Origin of the sequence: Streptomyces sp. NPDC057486, assembly GCF_042802415.1 — a bacterium.
GTDB lineage: Bacteria > Actinomycetota > Actinomycetes > Streptomycetales > Streptomycetaceae > Streptomyces > Streptomyces yanii.
On the sequence record NZ_JBHVEE010000158.1, the window covers coordinates 1 to 22437 of the forward strand.

Annotated in this window: 20 protein-coding genes; 15 read left to right on the forward strand and 5 right to left on the reverse strand. The window is 69.6% G+C overall.

Going from position 1 to position 22437, the window contains the following annotated elements:
* The first annotated feature begins 115 nt into the window (after positions 1–115).
* The 8 genes from ACFU6I_RS41580 (at position 116) to ACFU6I_RS41615 (ending at position 7010) form a co-directional block, all read left to right on the forward strand.
* Positions 116–760 carry an HAD family phosphatase gene (locus ACFU6I_RS41580; protein ID WP_266984437.1) on the forward strand — a complete coding sequence of 215 codons (645 nt, stop codon included), beginning with the start codon at positions 116–118 and terminating at the stop codon, positions 758–760.
* A 41-nt stretch (positions 761–801) separates the two neighbouring features.
* A complete protein-coding gene (locus tag ACFU6I_RS41585; protein WP_384377608.1) occupies positions 802–2001 on the forward strand; it encodes an MFS transporter in 1200 nt (399 codons plus the stop codon).
* Positions 1970–3142, forward strand: coding sequence for an acetoin utilization protein AcuC (locus ACFU6I_RS41590; protein ID WP_384377611.1), 1173 nt, complete (start codon positions 1970–1972; stop codon positions 3140–3142). Before ACFU6I_RS41585 ends, ACFU6I_RS41590 begins: the two co-directional genes overlap by 32 nt.
* A 121-nt stretch (positions 3143–3263) precedes the next feature.
* Complete coding sequence (locus ACFU6I_RS41595; protein WP_384377614.1) at positions 3264–4079, forward strand: phosphatase; 816 nt, start codon at positions 3264–3266, stop codon at positions 4077–4079.
* A gap of 128 nt (positions 4080–4207) precedes the next feature.
* Positions 4208–4423, forward strand: coding sequence for a helix-turn-helix domain-containing protein (locus tag ACFU6I_RS41600; protein WP_266984444.1), 216 nt, complete (start codon positions 4208–4210; stop codon positions 4421–4423).
* A 109-nt stretch (positions 4424–4532) separates the two neighbouring features.
* On the forward strand, positions 4533–4631 hold the full coding sequence (locus tag ACFU6I_RS41605) for a 30S ribosomal protein bS22 (protein ID WP_003948845.1): 99 nt from the start codon (positions 4533–4535) through the stop codon (positions 4629–4631).
* A gap of 213 nt (positions 4632–4844) precedes the next feature.
* A complete protein-coding gene (locus tag ACFU6I_RS41610) occupies positions 4845–5939 on the forward strand; it encodes an NAD-dependent epimerase/dehydratase family protein (RefSeq protein WP_384377617.1) in 1095 nt (364 codons plus the stop codon).
* 15 nt (positions 5940–5954) lie between these two features.
* A complete protein-coding gene (locus ACFU6I_RS41615) occupies positions 5955–7010 on the forward strand; it encodes a lysophospholipid acyltransferase family protein (RefSeq protein WP_384377620.1) in 1056 nt (351 codons plus the stop codon).
* A gap of 91 nt (positions 7011–7101) precedes the next feature.
* Here ACFU6I_RS41615 and ACFU6I_RS41620 read toward each other — a convergent pair whose 3' ends face one another.
* The 3 genes from ACFU6I_RS41620 to ACFU6I_RS41630 form a co-directional block, all read right to left on the reverse strand.
* A complete protein-coding gene (locus tag ACFU6I_RS41620; RefSeq protein ID WP_384377623.1) occupies positions 7102–8292 on the reverse strand; it encodes a DUF5667 domain-containing protein in 1191 nt (396 codons plus the stop codon).
* Between the two features lie 210 nt (positions 8293–8502).
* On the reverse strand, positions 8503–9279 hold the full coding sequence (locus tag ACFU6I_RS41625) for an ECF subfamily RNA polymerase sigma factor, BldN family (RefSeq protein WP_030928170.1): 777 nt from the start codon (positions 9277–9279) through the stop codon (positions 8503–8505).
* A gap of 391 nt (positions 9280–9670) precedes the next feature.
* Positions 9671–10627: an HAD-IB family hydrolase gene (locus ACFU6I_RS41630; RefSeq protein WP_327245754.1), complete on the reverse strand. Its 957-nt coding sequence runs from the start codon at positions 10625–10627 to the stop codon at positions 9671–9673.
* Between the two features lie 158 nt (positions 10628–10785).
* Here ACFU6I_RS41630 and ACFU6I_RS41635 point away from each other — a divergent pair, with 158 nt between their 5' ends.
* The 7 genes from ACFU6I_RS41635 to ACFU6I_RS41665 all read left to right on the forward strand — a co-directional run bounded on the left by ACFU6I_RS41635 (position 10786) and on the right by ACFU6I_RS41665 (position 20468).
* Entirely contained in the window at positions 10786–11061 is a 276-nt protein-coding gene (locus ACFU6I_RS41635; RefSeq protein WP_326604418.1) for a glutaredoxin family protein, read from the forward strand.
* Positions 11062–11333: 272 nt separating this feature from the next.
* Complete coding sequence (locus ACFU6I_RS41640; RefSeq protein ID WP_384377625.1) at positions 11334–12107, forward strand: redox-sensing transcriptional repressor Rex; 774 nt, start codon at positions 11334–11336, stop codon at positions 12105–12107.
* Entirely contained in the window at positions 12104–13606 is a 1503-nt protein-coding gene (locus ACFU6I_RS41645) for a glutamyl-tRNA reductase (protein WP_384377628.1), read from the forward strand. Before ACFU6I_RS41640 ends, ACFU6I_RS41645 begins: the two co-directional genes overlap by 4 nt.
* Positions 13603–14589, forward strand: a complete 987-nt coding sequence (gene hemC, locus ACFU6I_RS41650) for a hydroxymethylbilane synthase (protein ID WP_384377631.1) — start codon at positions 13603–13605, stop codon at positions 14587–14589. Before ACFU6I_RS41645 ends, hemC begins: the two co-directional genes overlap by 4 nt.
* A complete protein-coding gene (locus ACFU6I_RS41655) occupies positions 14586–16253 on the forward strand; it encodes a uroporphyrinogen-III synthase (RefSeq protein WP_384377634.1) in 1668 nt (555 codons plus the stop codon). Before hemC ends, ACFU6I_RS41655 begins: the two co-directional genes overlap by 4 nt.
* Before the next feature lie 126 nt (positions 16254–16379).
* A complete protein-coding gene (gene hemB, locus ACFU6I_RS41660) occupies positions 16380–17378 on the forward strand; it encodes a porphobilinogen synthase (protein ID WP_376667140.1) in 999 nt (332 codons plus the stop codon).
* 246 nt (positions 17379–17624) lie between these two features.
* Positions 17625–20468 (forward strand): right-handed parallel beta-helix repeat-containing protein, encoded by a 2844-nt coding sequence (locus ACFU6I_RS41665; protein WP_384377637.1) that lies wholly within the window; start codon positions 17625–17627, stop codon positions 20466–20468.
* 45 nt (positions 20469–20513) lie between these two features.
* On the opposite strand, the gene ACFU6I_RS41670 is transcribed toward ACFU6I_RS41665, so the two are convergent.
* The gene (locus tag ACFU6I_RS41670) at positions 20514–21320 is read right to left on the reverse strand and encodes a DUF4253 domain-containing protein (protein WP_384377640.1); all 807 of its coding nucleotides are present in this window, start codon (positions 21318–21320) and stop codon (positions 20514–20516) included.
* 122 nt (positions 21321–21442) lie between these two features.
* A complete protein-coding gene (locus tag ACFU6I_RS41675; protein ID WP_384377643.1) occupies positions 21443–22249 on the reverse strand; it encodes a HEAT repeat domain-containing protein in 807 nt (268 codons plus the stop codon).
* Between the last annotated feature and the right edge of the window lie 188 nt (positions 22250–22437).

Sequence of the window (22437 nt, forward strand, 5' to 3'; positions counted from 1 at the left end):
TACTGCAGGGGGGACCCTGTGGGAGAGTAGGACGCCGCCGAACAATTATTCCGGGAAAGCCCCGTGCCCTTGTGGCACGGGGCTTTTCTGCGTTCTGAGCGTCTAGGCTCGAACCATGCGCTACGAACTGGTCATCTTCGACAACGATGGTGTGCTCGTCGACAGTGAGCCGATCTCCAACACCGTCCTCTCCGGCTACCTGACCGAGCTCGGTCACCCCACCTCGTACGAGGAATCGCTCCGTGACTACATGGGGTCGGCCGTGCACCGGGTGCACGACCTCGTCGAGGAAAGGACGGGAGAGAAGCTGCCCGCGGACTTCGACGAGACGCTCCACTCCCGGATCTTCGCCGCGTTCCAGGAAGAGCTGGAACCGGTCGAAGGTGTCGACGACGTGCTGGGAAAGCTCGTCGCCGACGGCGTGCCGTACTGCGTCGCCTCCTCCGGGAGCCACGAACGGATCCGGGTCGGACACCGCAAGACCGGACTCGACCAGTGGTTCGAGGAGGAGTGGATCTTCAGCGCGGAGGACGTCGGGCACGGGAAGCCGGCACCCGATCTGTTCCTCCTCGCCGCTGAGCGGATGGGCGTTCCGCCCGAGAGGTGTGTCGTCATCGAGGACAGCCCGCTCGGAGTGGAGGCGGCGCGGGCCGCGGGGATGGATGTGTACGGGTTCACGTCGATGATGCCCGCCGACCAGCTCGCCGGGGTGACCGGGCACTTCTCCGACATGGCCCAACTGCGGGAACTGCTCGCCTGATCCATCTACCCATGGGTAGGCCAGGGCCCTACGCTGCGGCCATGACGGATGCGCGGTTGCGGCACGGTAGGGCCTCCTTGGCGTTGAGCTTCTTCGTGCAAGGGGTGACCTTTGCCCTGCTCGTGACCCGTATTCCTGCGATTCAGGACCGGTACGGGATATCCGACGGGCTGCTGCCCGTGTTCCTTGCCGCCGTACCGATCCTGGCCGGTGTGGGCAGCGTGGTCACCGAGAAGGTGGTCGCGCGGGTACGGCCCCGGGTCGTACTGAGGTGGGCGCAGCCCCTCGTGCTGCTGGCGCTGCTCGGCGTCGGGGCCGGCAGCGAGCTGTGGCAGGCGGCCGTCGCGCTCGGGGTGTTCGGACTGTCCGTCGGGGCGCTCGACGCCTCCATGAACATGATGGGGGTCAGCCTTCAGCGGGCGTACGGGCGCAGCATCATGCTGGGGTTCCACGCCGCTTACAGCCTGGGCGGGATCGCCGGGGCGTCGATGGCGTGGGCCGGCGCGCACTGGGATCTCACATTGCTTGTGTCGTACCTTCCCGCGGTCGTCCTGCTGCTGCCTGCCGCGTTCATCGGGAGCCGGTGGTACGTCGAGGGGAAGGCCGAGGACGACGGGCAGGAGACGGAGCGTCAGGGCGGCTCGGTCTCGTTCAAGCTGCTGATGCCGCTCTGTCTGGTGATGAGCTTCGCGTACATCGGGGACTCGACGGTCTCCAACTGGAGTGCGAAGTATCTGCAGGACGTGCTGGGGAGTTCCGAGCAGCTGTCCACCGTTCCGTACAACGTCTACATGGTGACGACGCTGCTCGGGCGGGCCGTCGGGGACTTCGGGGTGCGGCGGTTCGGGGCCGTGGCTGTCGTACGGTTCGGGAGTGTGCTGGCTGCTGCGGGTTTCGCGGTGGTGGCGGTGGCCTCCGGGGCGTGGATCGGGATGCTCGGGTTCACCATGCTGGGGCTCGGGCTCTGTGTGATCGTGCCGCAGACGTTCGCGGCTGCCGGGCGGATGTTCCCGGGGGCGAGCGATACGGCGATCGCCCGGCTGAATGTCTTCAACTATGTGGGGTTCCTGGTGGGGTCGCCTCTGGTGGGTGCGCTCGGGGACGCATGGAGCTACCGGGGCGCGATGCTGGTTCCGATGGTGCTGGTGCTCGCCACGCTCGTGTACGCCAAGTCGTTCGGTTCGGAGCCTGCCCGATACGGTGGCGGGCATGAGCGGCCGCGCACAGTTGATGTGGGATGACGCAGTAACGGGATACGACTTCGGGGAAGGTCATCCGATGGACCCCGTCAGGCTGGCCCTGACGATGGGTCTGGTGCGGGCGTTCGGTCTCGACAGCGCGGTGGATGTGGTGGCCGCCAAGCCGGCCGGGGAATCCACTCTGCGGCTCGTGCACCGTGAGGACTACGTGGCGGCGGTGCGCGCGGCCTCCGCGAATCCCAGGGCGGCCGATCAGAACTACGGGCTCGGGACGATGGACGATCCGGCGTTCGTGGGGATGCACGAGGTGTCGGCGCTGATCGCCGGGCAGTCGGTGGCCGCCGCCGAGGCGGTGTGGCGCGGGGACACCGCGCATGCGGTGAACTTCGCGGGCGGGCTGCACCATGCGATGCCGGGTGCTGCGGAGGGGTTCTGCATCTACAACGACCCGGCGCTCGCCATTGCCCGGCTGTTGGAACTGGGTGCGGAGCGGGTCGCGTACATCGATGTGGACGTCCACCACGGTGACGGGGTGCAGGCGGCGTTCTGGGAGGATCCGAGGGTTCTGACCGTGTCGCTGCACGAGCATCCACGGACGCTGTTCCCGCAGACCGGCTGGCCGGAGGAGACCGGTTCCGGTGCGGGAGAGGGGGCCGCGGTGAATGTGGCACTGCCCGCCGGTACGGGGGACGCGGGGTGGCTGCGGGCGTTCCACGCGGTGGTGCCGGAGCTGATCGCGGACTTCCGGCCGCAGGTGCTGGTGACCCAGCACGGGGCCGATACGCACTTCGAGGATCCGCTCGCGCATCTGGCGGTGTCGCTGGACGCGCAGCGGGCGGTCATGGAGTCGTGCCATGAGCTCGCCCACGCGCATGTGGAGGGCGGGCGGTGGGTGGCGCTCGGCGGGGGCGGGTATGCGGTCGTCGATGTGGTGCCGAGGTCCTGGACGCACCTGGTGGGGATCGCCGCGCATGCGCCGGTGGACCCCGAGGCGGTGATTCCTGCCTCGTGGCGGGACGAGGTCTATGCCCGGACCCGGCAGCTGGGGCCGGCTCGGATGACCGACGGGCGTACGCCTTCGTGGCAGTCGTGGGAGACGGGGTACGACCCGGCGGACCGGCTGGACCAGGCGGTGCGGGCGACCAGGCGGGCGGCGTTCCCGTTGCGGGGGCTGCTGGCCTGAGGCGGGTGGGGGCGGTCCGGTTCGGCCGTTTCTGCGCGGCGGTGGGCACGAGTTACGCCAACTGTGGGGCCCAACCTCTCTTTTGGCCCTCCGTCCGGGTGATTGAGGCAGCATCGGCAGGGTGTTGAGCACCGGAGCGCTGCGTGCGCATCTGCTGGCGGCCCGGCTGGCCGGACCCGTGGCCACCTCGCGGGAGGTGAGTCTGCGGAGCTATCGGCTGTTCGCGGCCAGGGATCCGCGGGTGATGCTCGGGCTCGACCCCGCATGGGGGTGGAAGGAGCTCGATCTGCTTCGGCTGATGGCCGACAAGTGCGGGGTTTCGAACGATCCTGCTCATGTTGCGGGTCCTGATGTGATCGATCCGGAGCGGACGTTGGCCGGGCTGGATGCGTTTGCCCAGCGGTTGTCGAGCGCGGCGGTCCGGAGGGCACCGGTGCTGTTCGGGACCGGTCATCCGCACCGGCTGCTCGGGTTCTACGTCGCGCTGGCAGACGCCATGTCGGCGGCGGGGTGCGCCGTACTCACCCCCGCGCAGGGGAGATGTATCGACATAACGACCAGGTTCGGCGTACGCACGTACAAGCTCGACTACGTACGGGGAGTCGCCATGGTGCGCGAACCGGGCGTGCGGCCCCACGGTGGTGAGCCGGGCGCACATACCCACTCGCCGCTGCCGGTCCGGGTCGCGCTGGAGGCGGCGGTGATGGTTCACGGGCGGCTCCCGGAACTCGTCGTCGGGGACCACGGCTGGGTCTGCGGCGCAGGTCAGTTGGGCATTGAGGCAATCGGTCTGGCGGATACGGACGATCCCGCACTGTTCGTCGGGGAGGCCGAGGGGCGAGTGTCGGTCGCCGTTCCGCTCGACGACGCCGTGCGGTCCGCTCACTACCGGCCCCTTACTCGCTATGTACTCAATCGAGCGCGTCTGTCACAGTAGGCGGCCGATGGTCCCTCCTCTTCCCCACTCGCATCACCCGCCCCTAATCTGGGGAGTGAGCGCACAACGACGAAGAGTCACCGGAGGGGAAGCCGGTGCGCGTCTCGTGCGGAAGGTACAGGTGGGTCATGGCTGGTGCTGGCAGCGAGAGGCCTCTCAACGAGGTCAAGTTTCTGACCGTGGCGGAAGTCGCCTCGGTCATGCGCGTGTCGAAGATGACCGTGTACCGCTTGGTGCACAGTGGTCATCTGCCGGCGATCCGGGTGGGCAGGTCCTTCCGGGTCCCGGAGCAAGCGGTTCACGAGTATCTCCGCGAGTCCTTTGTGGGGGTGGAGTCCGCCTGACGGTCGCCTCGGATTACGTCCCTCACGCCGTGGCGGGTAGGCTAGGCCGACGTAGGTCGTGTGGGCCCAGACGCCCCGCACCAGTGAAGAGAAGTGAGCGAGGGTAGTCGTGGGCTCTGTTATCAAGAAGCGGCGCAAGCGGATGGCCAAGAAGAAGCACCGCAAGCTGCTCAAGCGCACGCGCGTTCAGCGTCGCAACAAGAAGTAAGCGAACGCAGTTCGTGAATCCGCAGCCCTCCCGCCGATACGGCGGGAGGGCTGCGGTGCGTTTGCGGGAGGGGCCTCTGCGGGCGTGTGTGGGCCGTGTGACGCACATTTGGGCCAAAGACTCGGCAGAAGGCCGCCGCGCAGTCATCACAGGGCAACATCCACCCGCTACGGTGACGGCCAGGGGAAACCTCTTCGACGGAAGGCGCTGATCTTGGGGAAGGTCGTGCTCGTCACGGGAGCGGCCCGGCAACTGGGCGGCCGATTCGTGCGGCGCATCCAGCGTGATCCGGACGTGGACCGGGTGATCGCCGTCGACGCGGTCGCGCCCGCACACCAGTTGGGTGACGCCGACTTCGTACGTGTGGACATCCGCCGGCCCGCGATCGCCAGAGTCCTTGCCGCGCACGCCGTCGACACGGTCGTGCATCTGGACGTGAGCGGCAAGGCGCTCGGCGCGGGCGGCCGGACCACCGTCAAGGAGACCAACGTCATCGGCACCATGCAATTGCTCGGTGTCTGCCAGAAGTCGCCGACGGTCCGGCGGCTGGTGGTCAAGTCCAGTACGAGTGTGTATGGCTCCGCGCCGCGCGATCCGGCGGTCTTCACCGAGACCACCCCGCCCAAGTCCCTGCCGAGTGGGGGCTTCGCGAAGGACGCCGTGGAGGTCGAGGGATACGTACGGGGCTTCGCTCGCCGCCGGCCCGACGTGGCCGTGTGCGTGCTGCGGTTCGCGAACATCCTCGGGCCGGACGCGGACTCGCCGCTCGCCGACTACCTGGCACTGCCCGTGCTGCCGACGGTGTTCGGGTACGACCCGCGGCTCCAGTTCGTGCATGAGGACGACGTCATCGACGTACTGAGGATCGCCTCGTACGAGCCGCGGCGCGGGACGCTGAACAGCGGCACGTTCAATATCGCCGGCGACGGGGTGCTGCTGCTCTCGCAGTGCGCGCGACGGCTCGGGCGGCCGACGATGCCGGTGCTGCTGCCCGCCGTCACCTGGGTGGGGCAGGCGCTTCGTACGGTCGGCATGACGGACTTCTCGCCGGAGCAGATCCGGCTGCTCACGCATGGCAGGGTGGTCTCCACCGTCCAGATGCGCGAGACGCTGGGCTTCCACCCGGGCTTCACCACCTCGGAGACGTTCGCCGCGTTCGCGCGCAGCCTGGGCCCCGGACTGCTGCCGCCCGGGACGGTGGGCAGGGCCGTCGACCGGCTGGCGGCGATGCCGTTCGCAGGCGGGACCGGCGAGGTTCCGGTGATCACCGGGGCAGGCGACACACAACCGACCCCCGGCGTCAGGTAGAGGAGCGCACCGACGATGGCGGATGCCAAGGTCATTCCGTTCGATGACGACCGTTCACGGTCGGGTGGCGCGCAGCGTTCCGCCCGCCGGCGGGCGGCGGCGGGTCCCGCGGTGGGCACCGCCGCCCTCAGTGCCCTGCCGGGGCAGCACGACACCGTAAAGGCGCAGGAGGTGGTGCAGGGGGACGGGGAACCCGTGGAGGGTGCGCAGGCTCAGGAAGGGGCTCAGCGCGGCAGCTGGGACCGGCGGATCGCGAGTGGGCTCGCGTTTCTGCGGCGGCGGGTCACCGGTGAGTACGAGGTCGACGAGTTCGGGTACGACAAGGAGCTCACCGATCAGGTTCTGATGTCGGTGCTGAGACCGATGTACGAGAAGTACTTCCGGGTCGAGGTGAAGGGCATCGAGAACATCCCGTCGGACGGCGGGGCACTGGTCGTGGCCAACCACTCGGGGACGCTGCCGTTGGACGGGCTGATGCTTCAGGTCGCCGTGCACGACACCCACCCGGCCGACCGGCATCTGCGGCTGCTCGCCGCGGACCTGGTGTTCGTGATGCCGGTGGTGAACGAACTGGCCAGGAAGGCCGGGCACACGCTGGCCTGCGCGGAGGACGCGGAGCGGCTGCTGAGGCAGGGCGAGGTCGTCGGGGTGATGCCGGAGGGCTTCAAGGGCATCGGCAAGCCGTTCGGCGATCGGTACAAGCTGCAGCGGTTCGGGCGGGGCGGCTTCGTGTCGACGGCGCTGCGGGCCGGGGTGCCGATCGTGCCGTGCTCGATCGTGGGGGCGGAGGAGATCTACCCGATGATCGGCAACGCGAAGACGCTGGCACGGGTGCTGGGGATTCCGTATTTCCCGATCACGCCCACGTTTCCCTGGCTGGGACCGTTGGGTGCGGTTCCGCTGCCGACGAAGTGGACGATTCAGTTCGGTGAGCCGATTTCTACGGACGGGTATCCGGTGGAGGCGGCGGAGGATCCGATGCTGATGTTCAACTTGACGGATCAGGTGCGGGAGCAGATTCAGCACACGCTGTACAAGTTGTTGGTTCAGCGGCGGTCGGTGTTCTTCTGACGGTGTGTGTGCCCGGGGGCCGGTTTGTCCTCAATCGCCGGACAGGCTTGATGTGCCGGCGATTGAGGACGGCTGGGGCCACGGGTGTTCCCTAGTCGTCTGCGCTCTCGTTGTTGATTCCCAGGCCTGGGAGCAGCCCGGGGAGCAGCGGGGGCAGTGTGATGTCCGGGGTGGGTGAGGTGGAGCCCCTGCCCGTTGTGGACGGGGTGGCGCCCGGTGACGGGGGGTCCAGGAGGCCGTCCGCGCCGCCCGCGATCAGGCCGTCGGCCGGGGTGGAGGGCGAACCGGACGGGTCCGGGATGCCGGTGTCGCCCCGCCGACCCTGTGAGGCTTCGGGGGACGAGGGCGCCGGGCTGTCCATGAGGGACGGGTCGTCGGACTGCTGCGACGAGCCGGACTGTTGCGAGTCGGTGCTCCGGTCCGGCGTGAGGGGCAGCAGGGACTGCAGCGGTGCGACCTCTTGGTCTATGGCCTCGAAGACCGAGCTGACCTCGTCCCTGACGTCCGTCAGCTGGACCGGCAGGCGGTCGCGCAGGTTGCTCCAGCTTCCGCGGTGGTTGCGGGAGAAGGAGTCCAGGGTCTGGATCGGGCCGAGTGTTCCGTCGCGCTGGTACGCGGCGTGGAGCAGGCGGTGGCCCTCGGTGGCGTCGTGCGTCATGCCGTTCAGCGTGCGCCTGATCTCGCCCAGTGATTCGTGGTCCAGATCGCCCGCGCGGTCGCGTTCCATGAGCCTGCGGGCCTCGCTCAGCCGCGTCGATGCCTGGTCGAGGTAGACCTTGCCGCGGTCGGTATCGCCGTTGGCCATACCGAGGTGGATGTCCTCCATGCCGCGCTTCAGCCCGTACAGCGAATCACCCGGAAGGGCGTCGGAACTGGCAGCGGCTACTCCGCCGAAGGCTCCCGCGGCCACGCCGACGGTGAGCCCGCCGGCGGCGAGACCCTTCGTCCAGCGGGAGCGGGGGCGCAGTTTTCCGAGCGGGGAGGCCCGGTGGGCCCCCTTGCTCCGTTGTTGGGGCACCGTAGGGCCCGTGGACGCGCCGCCCTCGGCAAACATGGCCTCCATGGCGGCCACGAGCTGCGCTCGCTGCGCCACTTTGACCTGGGGATCCAACTCCGGTCCCGGCAGCTCACCGAGGCCGTTCGCCAGGGCCAACAGCGTTCCGTGGTCGGCCGGTTCGGCCGGTTCCTCGGGCTGTACGGCCGCCGCACCCCGGAGCTCCTGCTCCTCCAGGGCCTGGGCGAAGGCGTTCGCCCGCCGGTGTGCCGAAACGTTTGCGATCACTGGCGGCACCTCCTCTCGTCATGACGGTCGACTCCCCTGGGGGTCCGGATGGTTGCACACCTTGAGCGCTTCCACACGAAAGAGTGAGTGTCGGCGGACAGGGAGTGACGACAGGGGGCCTGCAACCGGCACAACGAGTGGCGCGGCACTTGGGTTACGCACGAAAGATGATCGGACCAGTGCGTGATCGGGGAGTCGCCGAGGGTGTTCTCAGCGGGCGTCGTCCGGCAGCAGCCGGGCAAGGGTGCGGACGGCACGGTACTGCAAGGTCTTGATCGCGCCCTCGTTCTTGCCCATCACACGGGCCGTCTCGGCGACCGAGAGGCCCTGCAGGAAGCGCAGCGTCACGCATTCCTGCTGCTGGGGGTTGAGTCGGCGCACGGCTTGCAGCAGTGCGGCGTTGGAGAGGGACTCCAGGACGGAGTCCTCGGGGCTGCGCTCGACCTCGTTGGCGTCGAGCATTTCGCCGGTGGTCACTTCCAGCCGGAACCGACTGGACTTGAAGTGGTCGGCGACCAGGTTGCGGGCGATCGTGACCAGCCAGGCGCCGAAGTCGCGGCCCTGCCAGGTGAAGGTGGAGATGCGGCGCAGGGCGCGCAGGAAGGTCTCACTGGTGAGGTCCTCGGCCGTCGCCTTGCCGCCCACCCGGTAGTAGATGTACCGGTAGACGGTGTCGCTGTACTGGTCGTAGAGGCGGCCGAAGGCGTCAGCCTCACCGGCCTGTGCGCGCTCGACGAGATCCATCATGCGCGCGCTGTCGCTGTCGGCGGTCGGCCGACGAACGGTGGACGTGGTCGTTGCGCCGCGGTTGCTGCGTCTTCCGACCGCCGCACCGCGTTCGGCCAGGGCGTAGCAAGGGCCGACAGGTGCAGGGGTGGCAAAGGCGGGTACGGCGTACGCGGTGGGGACGAAGCCGCGCAAGCGGTCGGCGACCGTTGCGCGCAGCGTAGCCAGGCCCGAGGCGTCAACCCCGACGTGTGGGTACACGGGACTCCCAGAGGCAGAGCTTCCATCACGTGCAGTGCGAAACCGTCACTCGCCGTAGTGAGCGGAGGTTCCGGAATGCGTCTGAGGAGAATAACGCTTCGTACAGGCAGTGCTACACCCAGTTGCTCAAATCATCGATTCCGTCGCTTCTGTGGCGACTATGCGACGCATCAAGTAGCACATCGTGACCGGTTATTGATCGGATTACTTCGTGATCTGGCTGCGGCCGCGACGGGTTGTGGTCGGGTGCGCGCAATCCGACTGGCGGGAGCGGTCGGTGGGTAAGGGGTCCCGATTGGCGGCGCGGCCGGGCGTGGCCCGGCCCCCCGAGGCGGGGGCCGGGCCACATGGTCGGTGCGTCGGTGCGTCGGTGCGTCGGTGCGTCCGCGGGTCAGCGACGGCGGCGGTGCAGGGCGACTGCGGCCGCGGTGCCGCCCGCGAGGGCGCCGACACCGGCGGCGGCCGGGATGCCGACCTTGGCCGCCTTGCGGCCCGTGCGGTAGTCGCGCAGCCGCCAGTCCAGGGCCCGGGCGTGCTTGCGGAGCTTGGTGTCCGGGTTGATCGCGTACGGGTGTCCGACCAGGGACAGCATCGGGATGTCGTTGTGCGAGTCGCTGTATGCCGCGCAACGCGCCAGGTCGAGGCCCTCGGCGGCGGCCAGGGCGCGGACCGCCTCGGCCTTCGCTGGCCCGTGCAGCGGTTCGCCGACCAGGCGGCCGGTGTAGACACCGTCGACGGACTCGGCGACCGTGCCGAGCGCGCCGGTCAGGCCGAGGCGGCGGGCGATGATCGTGGCCGTCTCCACCGGGGCGGCGGTGACCAGCCAGACCCGCTGTCCGGCGTCGAGGTGGGCCTGGGCGAGGGCGCGGGTGCCGGGCCAGATGCGGTCGGCCATGTACTCGTCGTAGATCTCCTCTCCGATGGACATCAGCTCGGAGACGCGGTGACCCTTGACGATGGACAGGGCGCTGTCGCGGGCGTCCTGCATGTGTTCCGGGTCCTCGACGCCGGCCAGTCTGAACCAGGCCTGCTGCCACGCGAACCGGGTCAGCTCGCGGCGCTGGAAGAACTTGCGTTTGTACAGGCCGCGGCCGAAGTGGAAGATCGCCGCGCCCTGCATGACGGTGTTGTCCAGGTCGAAGAAGGCGGCGGCCCGTTCGTCGCCGACGACGGGGAAGGCCGGTTCCGGCTCCTCGGTCGTGACGGGGGCCGTGCCGGTGGATCGTCCGGCGGGCTGTTCGGCGGGGAGTGACGACTTCCGCGCTGCCTCGGCTGCTGCCTCGCCTGCCAGCACGCTCCGTGCTGTCGCGGAACGCCTACGGGGTGTGAGCCATCCAAGAGCGGCCATGTCGTGAGCATAGCCAGTCCGTTCGGCCTTTCCCGACGTGCCGGGATGCGGTGGCGTGAACTCTCGGGGACCGAATTGTTAAACGGGCGATTCCGGGCGTAACGGATCGGCGCCCGACGGGCTCCGGAAAGGGCGGGCGGGCGGCGCAGAATAAAGACATGAGTGCCTTGTTGCGTCGCACGAAGAAGAAGCCCGCGGACCGTGTCGTGACCCTGGTCGGGAAGCCCGGTTGTCACCTCTGTGACGACGCGCGGCTGGTGGTGAGGGAGGTCTGTGAGGAGACCGGCGCGTCCTGGGAGGAGAAGGACATCACCCAGGACGAGGAGCTGCACCGGGAGTACTGGGAGCAGATTCCGGTCGTCCTCATTGATAACGAACAGCACACGTTCTGGCGGGTGGACCCGGCGAGGCTGCGCAGCGCACTGCTTTCCTGAGCGAAACCCGGTTACCATCGTGGGCGTTTTGAGTGGTCTCGGGGGTGTAGTTGTGAGGAGTGTGTACCGCCTTGCCCCCTTCGGGCCTGCAACGGGCTGATGCGATCCATGGTTCCGGGATCGCGCGACGGATGTGCGTGACCCCGGTCACTTTGACCGGACAAAACGGACACCATCTTTGTGCACGCGTTCACAAAGACATAGCCTGCATTCGACGGGGCGGTCTTGGAACATACGGCCGCCTGCAGCCCCGCTCATCCCGCAGGAGCACCGTGGCAACTGGCCGAACTCACCGACCGGCGACCCGTAGCCGAGGAATCCCCGAGGCCACCGTCGCCCGGCTTCCGCTGTATCTCCGCGCATTGACCGCGCTCTCCGAGCGCTCGGTCCCCACGGTCTCGTCCGAGGAGCTCGCCGCGGCGGCGGGGGTCAACTCCGCCAAGCTGCGCAAGGACTTCAGCTACCTCGGGTCGTACGGGACGCGCGGCGTCGGGTACGACGTCGAGTATCTCGTCTACCAGATCTCCCGTGAGCTCGGGCTCACCCAGGACTGGCCGGTCGTCATCGTCGGTATCGGTAACCTCGGCGCCGCGCTCGCCAACTACGGCGGCTTCGCCTCCCGTGGCTTCCGGGTCGCCGCGCTGATCGACGCCGACCCGGCGATGGCCGGTACGCCCGTCGCCGGCATCCCCGTCCAGCACGCCGACGAGCTGGAGAAGATCGTCACCGACAACGGCGTGTCGATCGGTGTCATCTCGACCCCGGCCGGTGCCGCGCAGCAGGTCTGCGACCGGCTCGTCGCCGCGGGTGTGACCTCCATCCTGAACTTCGCGCCGACGGTGCTCTCCGTGCCCGACGGCGTCGACGTCCGCAAGGTCGACCTGTCGATCGAGCTCCAGATCCTTGCCTTCCACGAGCAGCGGAAGGCGGGCGAGGAAGCCGTCGGCGGGAGCAGCGTCGACCCGGCCGCGCCGCCCGTGCGCGCCGCCGCGGACAGCAGCCGGAAGGGACCCGACGGGGATGTCCCCGCCGTGATGCCGGCATGAGTCTTCTTGTCGTAGGGCTGAGCCACCGCAGCGCCCCCGTCTCCGTGCTGGAGCGGGCCTCGCTGGCTGCCGGGACGCAGGCCAAGCTGCTGCAGGACGTCCTTGCCGCGGAGCCCGCGGCCGAGGCCGCCGTCCTGGCCACGTGCAACCGCATCGAGCTGTACGCCGACGTGGACAAGTTCCACGCCGGTGTCGCCGAGCTGTCCACGCTCCTCGCCCAGCACAGCGGGGTCGGGCTGGACGAGCTCACTCCGTATCTCTATGTGCACTACGAGGACCGGGCCGTCCACCACCTCTTCTCGGTGGCGTGCGGGCTGGACTCGATGGTCGTCGGCGAGGGCCAGATCCTCGGCCAGATCAAGGACGCGCTGGCGCTGGGGCAGGAGCTCCACACCGCCGGCCGACTGCTGAACGACCTGTTCCAGCAGGCCCTGCGCGTCGGTAAGCGTGCCCACAGCGAGACCGGGATCGACCGGGCCGGGCAGTCGCTCGTCACGTTCGGTCTGCAGCAGCTCGCCGACGGCGTCGATGTCGCCCTCTGGGCGAAGGGCAAGCGCGCCCTGGTGATCGGCGCCGGTTCGATGTCCTCGCTGGCTGCCGCCACGCTGGCTCGTGCCGGTGTCGCCGAGATCGTCGTCGCCAACCGGACCCGGGCCCGCGCCGACCGGCTCGTCGAGATCCTGCAGCAGCCCGGCGGTACGGGAGTGACCGCCCGCGCCGTGGAGATGGCCGCGGTCTCCGACGAACTGACACGTGCCGATGTCGTCGTCTCCTGCACCGGTGCGACCGGTCTCGTGCTGACCGCCGAAGCCGTCGCCGGAGCGCTCGGGCTGCCCTTCGACGCGGCCGTCACCGCGCCCCCGGCGCCCGCCGTGCCCGCCGCCGACCTGGATCAGCACGCCGCGTGGGTGGAGAACGGCTCGGCCACCACGACCGCGCAGGTACAGGCCGTCCGCCGGGCCACGGTGCCCGCGCAGTCCCAGTCCGCCGGACCGGTCAGGCTCGCCCTGCTCGACCTCGCGATGCCGCGCGACATCGACGGTGCCTCGACGCGCCTCGACGGTGTACGCCTCGTCGACATCGAGTCGCTCGCCGAGGCGTCCGCGGACGCCCCGATGGCCGCGGATGTGGACCAGGTGCGCACCATCGTCGCCGACGAGGTCGCCGCGTTCGGTGCCGCCCAGCGCGCCGCCCACATCACGCCGACCGTCGTCGCCCTGCGCACGATGGCCGCCGATGTGGTGGCCGGCGAGATCGCACGGCTCGACGGACGCCTCCCCGACCTGGACGAGAAGCAGCGCGCCGAGATCACGCAGACCGTGCGCCGCGTCGTCGACAAGCTCCTGCACGCGCCCACCGTGCGGGTCAAGCAGCTCGCCAGCGAGCCCGGCGGCGCCGGGTACGCCGATGCGCTGCGGGAACTCTTCGACCTCGACCCGCAGACGGTCGCCGCCGTCTCCCGGGCAGACCTGAACGACCCGAATAGAGGGCGGTCATGACCGACAACTCATCCCGGCGCGCGCAGACCGACGCGCCGCTCCGGCTGGGCACCCGGCGCAGCAAACTCGCCATGGCGCAGTCCGGCCTCGTCGCCGACGCGGTCAGCGAGGTGACCGGGCGCGCCGTCGAGCTCGTCGAGATCACCACGTACGGAGATGTCTCCCGCGAGCACCTCGCGCAGATCGGCGGCACCGGTGTGTTCGTCGCGGCGTTGCGGGAGGCGCTGCTGCGTGGCGAGGTGGACTTCGCCGTCCACTCGCTGAAGGACCTGCCGACCGCGCAGCCCGAGGGTCTCGTCCTCGCCGCTGTGCCGGTGCGTGAGGACCCGCGCGACGTGCTGGTGGCGAGGGACGGGCTGACCTTCGAGCAGCTGCCGTCCGGTGCCCGCATCGGCACGGGTTCGCCCCGCCGCATGGCGCAGCTCAACGCGTACGCCCGCAGCCATGGCCTCGACATCGAGACCGTGCCGATCCGCGGCAACGTCGATACGCGTATCGGATTTGTACGAAGCGGTGAACTGGACGCGGTGGTTCTTGCCGCGGCCGGGCTCAGCCGCCTCGGCCGGATCGGTGAGGTGACCGACTTCCTGTCGGTCGACACCGTTCTGCCCGCTCCCGGCCAGGGAGCACTGGCGATCGAATGCGCTGCAGCCAGCGCGGACCTCGCCGCAGCGCTCGCCGAGCTCGACGACCCGTACACCCGGGCCGCCGTGACCGCCGAGCGCGCCCTGCTCGCCGCCCTGGAGGCCGGCTGCTCCGCACCTGTGGGTGCGCTGGCCGACCTCCTGGTCGACGGACAGGTTGTCAACGAACTGCGCCTGCGCGGTGTCGTCGGTTCCACCGACGGTTCCTCGCTGGTACAGATGTCCACCACCGGTCCCGTCCCCACGTCGCCCGACGACGCGGCGGCCCTCGGTCGCGAGCTCGCGACCGAGATGCTTGCCAAGGGTGCGGCCGGTCTTATGGGGGAGCGAGCACTTTGAGCCCCACCGGCCCCGCCGCATCCGACTTTCCGGTCCTGCCCGCAGGGCACGTCACCTTCCTCGGCGCCGGTCCCGGCGATCCGGGACTGCTGACTCTGCGCGCTGTCGAGGCGCTCGCGAGCGCGGACGTCCTTGTCGCCGAGCCGGACGTTCTCGGCGTCGTCCGCGGCCATGCGCGGGCAGGCGTAAGCACGCCCGAGCTGGCGGTTGTTGACGTGACGTCAACAGCCGCCGGGGTGCCCGTTCTCAGGGACGCGGTCAATCTTGTCATGGAGGCCGCGAAGGGCGGCAGGCGGGTCGTCCGTGCCGTCTCCGGGGACCCGGGCCTGGACGGGAACGCGGGCGCGGAGATGCTCGCCTGTGCCGCGGCCGGCGTTCCCTTCGAGGTCGTGCCGGGTGTCGCGAACGCCGTCGGCGTGCCCGCGTACGCCGGTGTGCCGCTGCGTGATGCGCAGGGCGCCGACGTCCGGTTCGTCGACGCCCGGACCGCGTCGGACCGCTGCTGGGCCGAGGTCGGCGCGAGCGATGCCACGGCGGTCGTCTCGACGACGCTGGACTCGGTCGCGGCCGCCGCGGGCGAGCTGGTCTCGGCGGGCCGCAAGCCCGACACCCCGCTGACCGTGACGGTCGCGGGTACGACGACGCGCCAGCGCACCTGGACGGCGACCCTCGGGACGATCGCCCAGGTCCTGAAGCAGGCGAAGGTGCTGCCGTCGCCGGACGGGCACCAGCCGGTCATAGCCGTGGTCGGTGAGCGCAGCTCCGCCGCCCAGCGCGACCAGCTCTCGTGGTTCGAGTCCAAGCCGCTCTTCGGCTGGAAGGTGCTCGTGCCGCGGACGAAGGAGCAGGCGGCGTCGCTCTCCGACCAGCTGCGTTCGTACGGCGCCGTGCCGCACGAGGTCCCGACGATCGCCGTCGAGCCGCCGCGTACGCCCCAGCAGATGGAGCGCGCGGTCAAGGGTCTCGTCACGGGCCGCTACGAGTGGATCGCCTTCACCAGCGTCAACGCGGTCAAGGCGGTCCGGGAGAAGTTCGAGGAGTACGGGCTCGACGCCCGTGCCTTCGCCGGGATCAAGGTTGCCGCGGTCGGTGAACAGACCGCCGCCGCACTGATCGATTTCGGTGTGAAGCCGGACCTGGTGCCGTCCGGTGAGCAGTCGGCCGCCGGTCTGCTGGAGGACTGGCCGCCGTACGACCCGGTCTTCGACCCGATCGACCGTGTCTTCCTGCCGCGCGCCGACATCGCCACGGAGACGCTCGTCGCCGGTCTCATCGAGCTGGGCTGGGAGGTCGACGACGTCACCGCGTACCGCACGGTCCGCGCCTCGCCGCCGCCGTCCGACACCCGTGAGGCGATCAAGGGCGGCGGTTTCGACGCGGTGCTCTTCACCTCGTCGTCGACCGTCCGGAACCTGGTCGGTATCGCGGGCAAGCCGCACAACGTGACCGTCATCGCGTGCATCGGCCCCGCCACGGCGAAGACCGCGGAGGAACATGGCCTGCGGGTCGACGTGCTCTCCCCGGAGCCGTCGGTGCACAAGCTGGCCGAGGCGCTCGCCGAGTTCGGCGCGCAGCGCCGGGAGGCGGCGAAGGAGGCCGGTGACCCGGTGACGCGGCCGAGCGAGCGGCGTCCGGGTGCGCGCAGGCGTCGTACGACGACCTGACCGGCCCGTTCGGGAGTGTTCAGGGGCTCGGTTGCTTCGGCGGCCGGGCCCCTGCCCGTTCTCCGGTCCGTTTTTCCGGCACGGGTGTCGGTAAGACGGTGATGTGTACGGGTCTATCGTCGAAGGATGACTGTGTACGGAAACTTCCCCGGCTCCCGCCCCCGGCGGCTGCGGACGACCCCGGCGATGCGACGGATGGTCGCCGAGACACGGCTCGACCCGGCGGACCTGATCCTGCCCGCGTTCGTACGCGAGGGCATCACGGCGCCCGTCGCCATCTCGGCCATGCCCGGTGTCCAGCAGCACACCCTGGACACCCTGCGGAAGGCCGCGGTCGACGCGGTCTCGGCCGGGGTGTCCGGGATCATGCTCTTCGGTGTTCCGGCGGACGAGAAGAAGGACGCCCGGGGGACGGCGGGCACCGACCCGGACGGCATCCTTCAGGTCGGTCTGCGCGCGGTGCGCGAAGAGGTCGGTGACGACCTCGTCGTCATGTCGGACCTGTGCCTCGACGAGTACACGGACCACGGTCACTGCGGCGTCCTGACCGCCGACGGCCGCGTCGACAACGACGCCACCCTTGAGCGGTACGCCGAGATGGCCCAGGTCCAGGCGGACGCGGGCGCCCATGTGGTCGGTCCCAGCGGGATGATGGACGGCCAGGTCGGCGTCATTCGTGACGCGCTCGACCAGACGGGCCACGAGGACGTCTCGATCCTCGCCTACACGGCGAAGTACTCGTCGGCGTTCTACGGGCCGTTCCGTGAGGCGGTCGGCTCCTCGCTCAAGGGCGACCGCAAGACGTACCAGCAGGACCCGGCGAACACCCGCGAGTCCCTGCGCGAGCTGGCGCTCGACCTCGAAGAGGGCGCCGACATGGTCATGGTCAAGCCGGCCGGCCCGTACCTGGACATCCTGGCGAAGGTCGCCGACTCGGTGGACGTGCCGGTCGCCGCGTACCAGATCAGTGGCGAGTACGCGATGATCGAGGCCGCCGCCGAGAAGGGCTGGATCGACCGCGACGCGGCGATCATGGAGAGCCTGACCGGGATCCGGCGCGCGGGTGCGCAGATGATCCTGACGTACTGGGCGACGGAGGTCGCGCAGCGGCTCGGGCGGCGCTGAGCAGACGCGTTCTCGAAGCGGCCCGGCCCACGGAATTCCCGTGGGCCGGGCCTTCTTGCGTTCGGGCGGAGCTCTTCCGGAGGCTCTGTTGCGATCCCGGGCGGCCCAACCTCTTGACGGTCATCCGATGTATTTATAGCTTTCGGCGCGGTAATCCCCGTGCAACTCGCAGAAGTTGGGCACAGACATTGGATGCCTGACTTTCCTGGAAAGCCGACCCGACGTGACCGTCGATGAGGAGTGCCCATGCGCACCGTCCCAGGCCTGTGTCCCGGCCGCCGAACCCCGGCCTCAGCGCTGACGTCCGTCGTGGTCGTCGCCGCGATGGGTGTCGGGCTGGTCGTACTGCCCGTCGCCCCTGCCGCCGCCCGGAGCGGGGTGCCGATCGTCTTTCATGTCTCACCCACCGGCAGCGACAAGGCCACGGGCTCGGCGGCCAAGCCGTTCCAGACGCTGGAGCGGGTTCAGAAGGCCGTCCGCACATCGCTTCGTACGGCGGTGCGTCAGGGGAGACCGGTCGACGTCGTGGTGCACGGCGGTACGTACCGGGTGCAGTCCACGCTGAGATTCGGCGCCGCCGACTCGGGTACCGCGAAAGCCCCGGTCCGCTATGCCGCGGCGCCCGGCGAGCGCGTCGTCATCAGCGGCGGCCGCTCTCTCGCACCCCGGTGGCGCTCCTACTCGGGCGCCGTCGAGGTCGCCGACATCGGAGCCGGCCTCGACTTCGACGGGCTCTTCCTCGACGGGGAGCGGCAGACGCTTGCCCGGTACCCGAACCACGACCCGGACACGGCGATCCTCGGTGGGTACGCATCCGACGCCATCTCCGCTCAACGCGTGGCCCGTTGGAAGAATCCGACGACGGCTCTCGTGCGTGGTCTGCACAACGGCATGTGGGGCGGGAACTCCTTCAAGGTCACCGGCATGAAGGCGGACGGCACGCCGGAGCTTGCCTGGGTCGGTGACAACAACCGGGGCAGCGGTCTGCACGGTACGTACCGCATGGTCGAGAACGTCTTCGAGGAGCTCGACGCGCCCGGCGAGTGGTTCTACGACAAGCCCGCCGGGAAGCTCTACTTCTATCCCCCCGAGGGCGTCGACCCCCGGAAGGCGCGTGTCGAGACGGCAGAGCAGAACGAGTTGATCCGAGTGGAGGGCAACGGTCCGGGCGATGCCGTCCGCCACCTGACCTTCTCCGGCTTCACCCTCACCCAGACCCATCGCACGCTGTTCAACCAGCCGTACGAGAAGCTCCAGCTCGGCGACTGGGCCTTCGCGCGAGCGGCTGCGGTCCATCTGAAGAACACCGAGAACGTCGTGGTGAGCGACTCGCACTTCGACCAGGTGGGCGGCAACGCGGTCCTCGTCGACGGGTACAACAGCCGTGACGCCGTCTCGGGCAATGAGTTCAGCCGCTCCGGAGCCTCCGATGTCGCCGTCATCGGCAGTCCTGACGCGGTCCGTGAGCCGTCCACCTGGGACAGCATGCGCAGGACCATCAGCGACACCCAGCCGGGACCGAAGACCGAGAACTACCCCCGCGACATCAGCATCCGTGACAACTACATGCACGACAACGGTCAGTTCGAGAAGCAGACCTCCGGCGTGCAGATATCGATGAGTCGCCACGTCACCGTCGACGGCAACACCATCCACGACGGTCCCCGTGCATGCGTCGACATCAACGACGGCACGTGGGGCGGGCACCTCATCGAGAACAACGACATCTTCAACTGCGTGAAGGAGACGTCCGACCACGGGCCGTTCAACTCCTGGGGCCGCGACCGCTTCTGGCCGCTGACCGCCGACGACGCGACGAAGAAGTCGTACGCGGGACTGGACGCCATGGACACCACCGTCATCCGCCACAACCGGATCCGGCACTCCTCGCACTGGGACATCGACCTCGACGACGGCAGCTCCAACTACCTCATCGAGGACAATCTGCTGCTCAACGGCGGGGTCAAGCTGCGCGAAGGCTTCCACCGGACCGTACGCAACAACGTGTTCGTCAACGGCGGCGCGCACTTCCATGTCTGGTTCGCGGACAGTGGCGATGTCGTCGAGAAGAACGTCTTCGTCACCGACACTCCCTACAGCCTGATCCAGGTCGACATGGCCAGGAGCAAGCCCGTCATCAACGACAACCTGTTCTGGAACAACGGGAAGACCGTCCAGGGGATCGGCGACGCCTGGCGCGCCCAGGGGCTGGACACCCGGTCGGTGGTCGCCGACCCGAAGTTCACGGGCGCCTCCCCCTTCGACGACCCGAAGAAGCTCGACTACACCGTCGGGTCCGATTCGCCCGCGCTGGCGCTCGGCTTCCGCAACATCGCGATGGACGGCTTCGGCAAGGCCGGTTCCCCCACGCCGCCGCCGCTCACCTGGCCCACCCTGCCTCCCACCACCGACACCCTCGACGCCTTCCCGGAGCCGCTGCTGGGCGCCCCGGTGACGCGGATCCACTCCGACGCGATCAAGTCCGCCACGGGCCTGACCGACACCAACGGTCTGCACCTGGCCTCCGTGCCGAACACCTCGGAGGCGTACCGGCAGGGGCTGCGCGCCAATGACGTCATCAGAGAGATCGGAGGCCGCCAGGTCACCGACCGCAACAGTTTCTGGCTCGTGTACAACCAGGCGGCTCCCGGCACCGACGTTCCGCTGAAGGTCTGGCGCAACCAGGCATCGGCCGACGTGACCCTGCGCAAGCCCGTCGACGGCGAGCAGATCAACAACACCTCAGGGGTTGTGTACACAGGCACCGGATGGGACTGGAAGAACAAGTCCCGGGGCGGGGCCGGTGGATGGGCCGACGACGTGCATGCCACGCAGGCCCCGGGCGACTCCTTCGAGCTCGCCTTCAACGGCACCGCGATCGACCTCATCACCCAGGTCAACACCGACGAGGGCGAGGTCGAGCTCTTCCTCGACGGCCGGTCCGTCGGCACGATCGACAACTACAACGCCACTCGTGTGCACCAGAAGACCGTCTTCAGCAGGACCGGGCTGACACCCGGAATCCACACCCTCAAGGGCGTCATGAAGACGGGCGACTACATGATCGTCGACAGTTTCAGGATCCACTAGCGGGCGAGGGGGCCGGGACCTGCGGCGAGGTGCCGGCCCCGGCTCTCAGTCCCACCAGAACGACCAGGACTCCTTGCCCAGCACGTACTGGTCCGCGTAGGCGCGCAGGGTGTCCGGGGTGTTGTGGGCGATGTTGTCCGGGCAGAACGCGAAGTGCTCGGCGGCGACCGCCACCGCCTCGTCGACAGTGGTGGGCGGTGTGGCCACCGAGACGGTCAGGTGGTCGAAGCCGAGCGCCACGACCCGTATGCCGAAGCGGTCCTCCCAGGACCGGAGCACCGCACAGAGCCGCGCCACGTCGTTCTCGTAATTGAGCGGGCCCGTCCAGCCGATCGCCGCCGGTATGTCCGCGCTGCGCCGGGCGGGCACCAGGGCCGCGCGGGCTCCCGGCATCCGGCTGTCCTCGGCGGTGAGCCGGGCGGCGATCCCGGCGGCCCGTTCCTCCGCGTCGACGGTGTCGCTCACGGACGGATCGGGTGCGAGGCCCGGCCAGTCCGGGCCGAACGGCTCGATCGCGGCGCCTTCGAGCTCGTCCTCCGCGTGCTCCTCCCAGAGTTCGCCCAGCACCTCTTCGGCGTCGTGGTCGCCGGGGTACGACGTCATGCCGGGGTTGAGCTCCCAGTCCTCGGGCCACTCGCCGCGTGTCCCGCCGTCCAGCAGTACGGGGAGCAGCCCGACCGCCCTGCCTTCGGTGAGCAGCCGCGGCCAGGTGTCCGGGGTCGCCGGCCCGTCCGCGTACCAGAGCAGCGGTTCGTGCCGGGGGCCGTCGTGCGTCTCGTCCACCAGTGTGCCGGGCGGGAGTCGGAGCCCGGATGTGGCCAGGGACGGAAGCGGGTTCGGGAGCGTCGCCATGACCGCGACTCTAGACGCGGTCACTGACAGCGGTGGGGCGCGGCTGCGCCGGGCCGCGGCTCGCTTCGTGGCGCGGGCGGTGGCGGGTCGGGGTTGTGGGTCGGCCGTGGCTGCCCGAGCCGTCAGGGTTGTTCGGGCCGGGTGTGCTCGACGGCCTCCCGGACATCCGCGTCGGGGTCATGGGCGAGGCGGTTGAGGAGTTCCGTGACACCCGGTGTCGACCAGTTGGCGACGGCCTCGACGAAGGCCACGCGGACCCGTGGGTCCGGGTGGCCCCCGAGGTGGGCCAGCTGGTCGACCGGCCCGCGTCGGCGCAGGCCGAACCAGTGGAGGGTCTCGATGAGCGCGGTGGGATCGCCGGGGTCACCCGCCTCGGCGATCCGGCGGAGGAGGACCGGGGTGGCGGGGGCCGGGCCGTCGAGGGGGTGCGGGCGGCGTTCGCGCAGGCGTTGTGAGCCGTATTCGCCGCGCACTCTGCATCCGTAACAGGTGCAGGGTGTCGTGCCGTTGGAGCCGGGGAAATAGCGCCACCCGGTGACCTGACCGACGGCGCGGAGCCGGTGCACTTCGCGTTCGGTGACGGCTCTGGGGACGAACACTTCCCAGCCGCGCGGGTCGTCCAGGGCGGCGATGCGGCGTACGGCCTCGCTCGCTGTGGTTGCCGTGGGTCCTCGGCCTGGGCGGTCGTTGTAGCGGCCGACCGTGACGGGTTCGTCGTCCGGCAGACGGATGTGTACGGCGACGAGGCCGCGTGGACCGCCGCGCCGCGCGAGTTCGCGCAGCCACTGGTGGGTGAGGGTGTACGACGGGAGGACGGGGAAGCAGAACAGGCCCCGCGATCCGTCGCGGCCGTGGCTGACGGCCCGTATCCCGGAGCGGCGGATGCGGGCCGCGTTCGCGGTGGGTGTCAGGTGCACGAACATCGCCATGGGGCCGATGCTAGTGCCGTGACCGGCGATGTCTGCCCCGTGAGGAGCGTGCGTGCTGGGCGGCGCGAGGAGGCAAGCTTGCCGGGAGCTAGGGCGTGTGTCGGAAGTCCCGCCTGCCCCGCGACGCCCGGCACGCACGCTCGCTGCGTTGTCGGGGTCGTCCGAGTACCTGTCTCTTATACACAAAT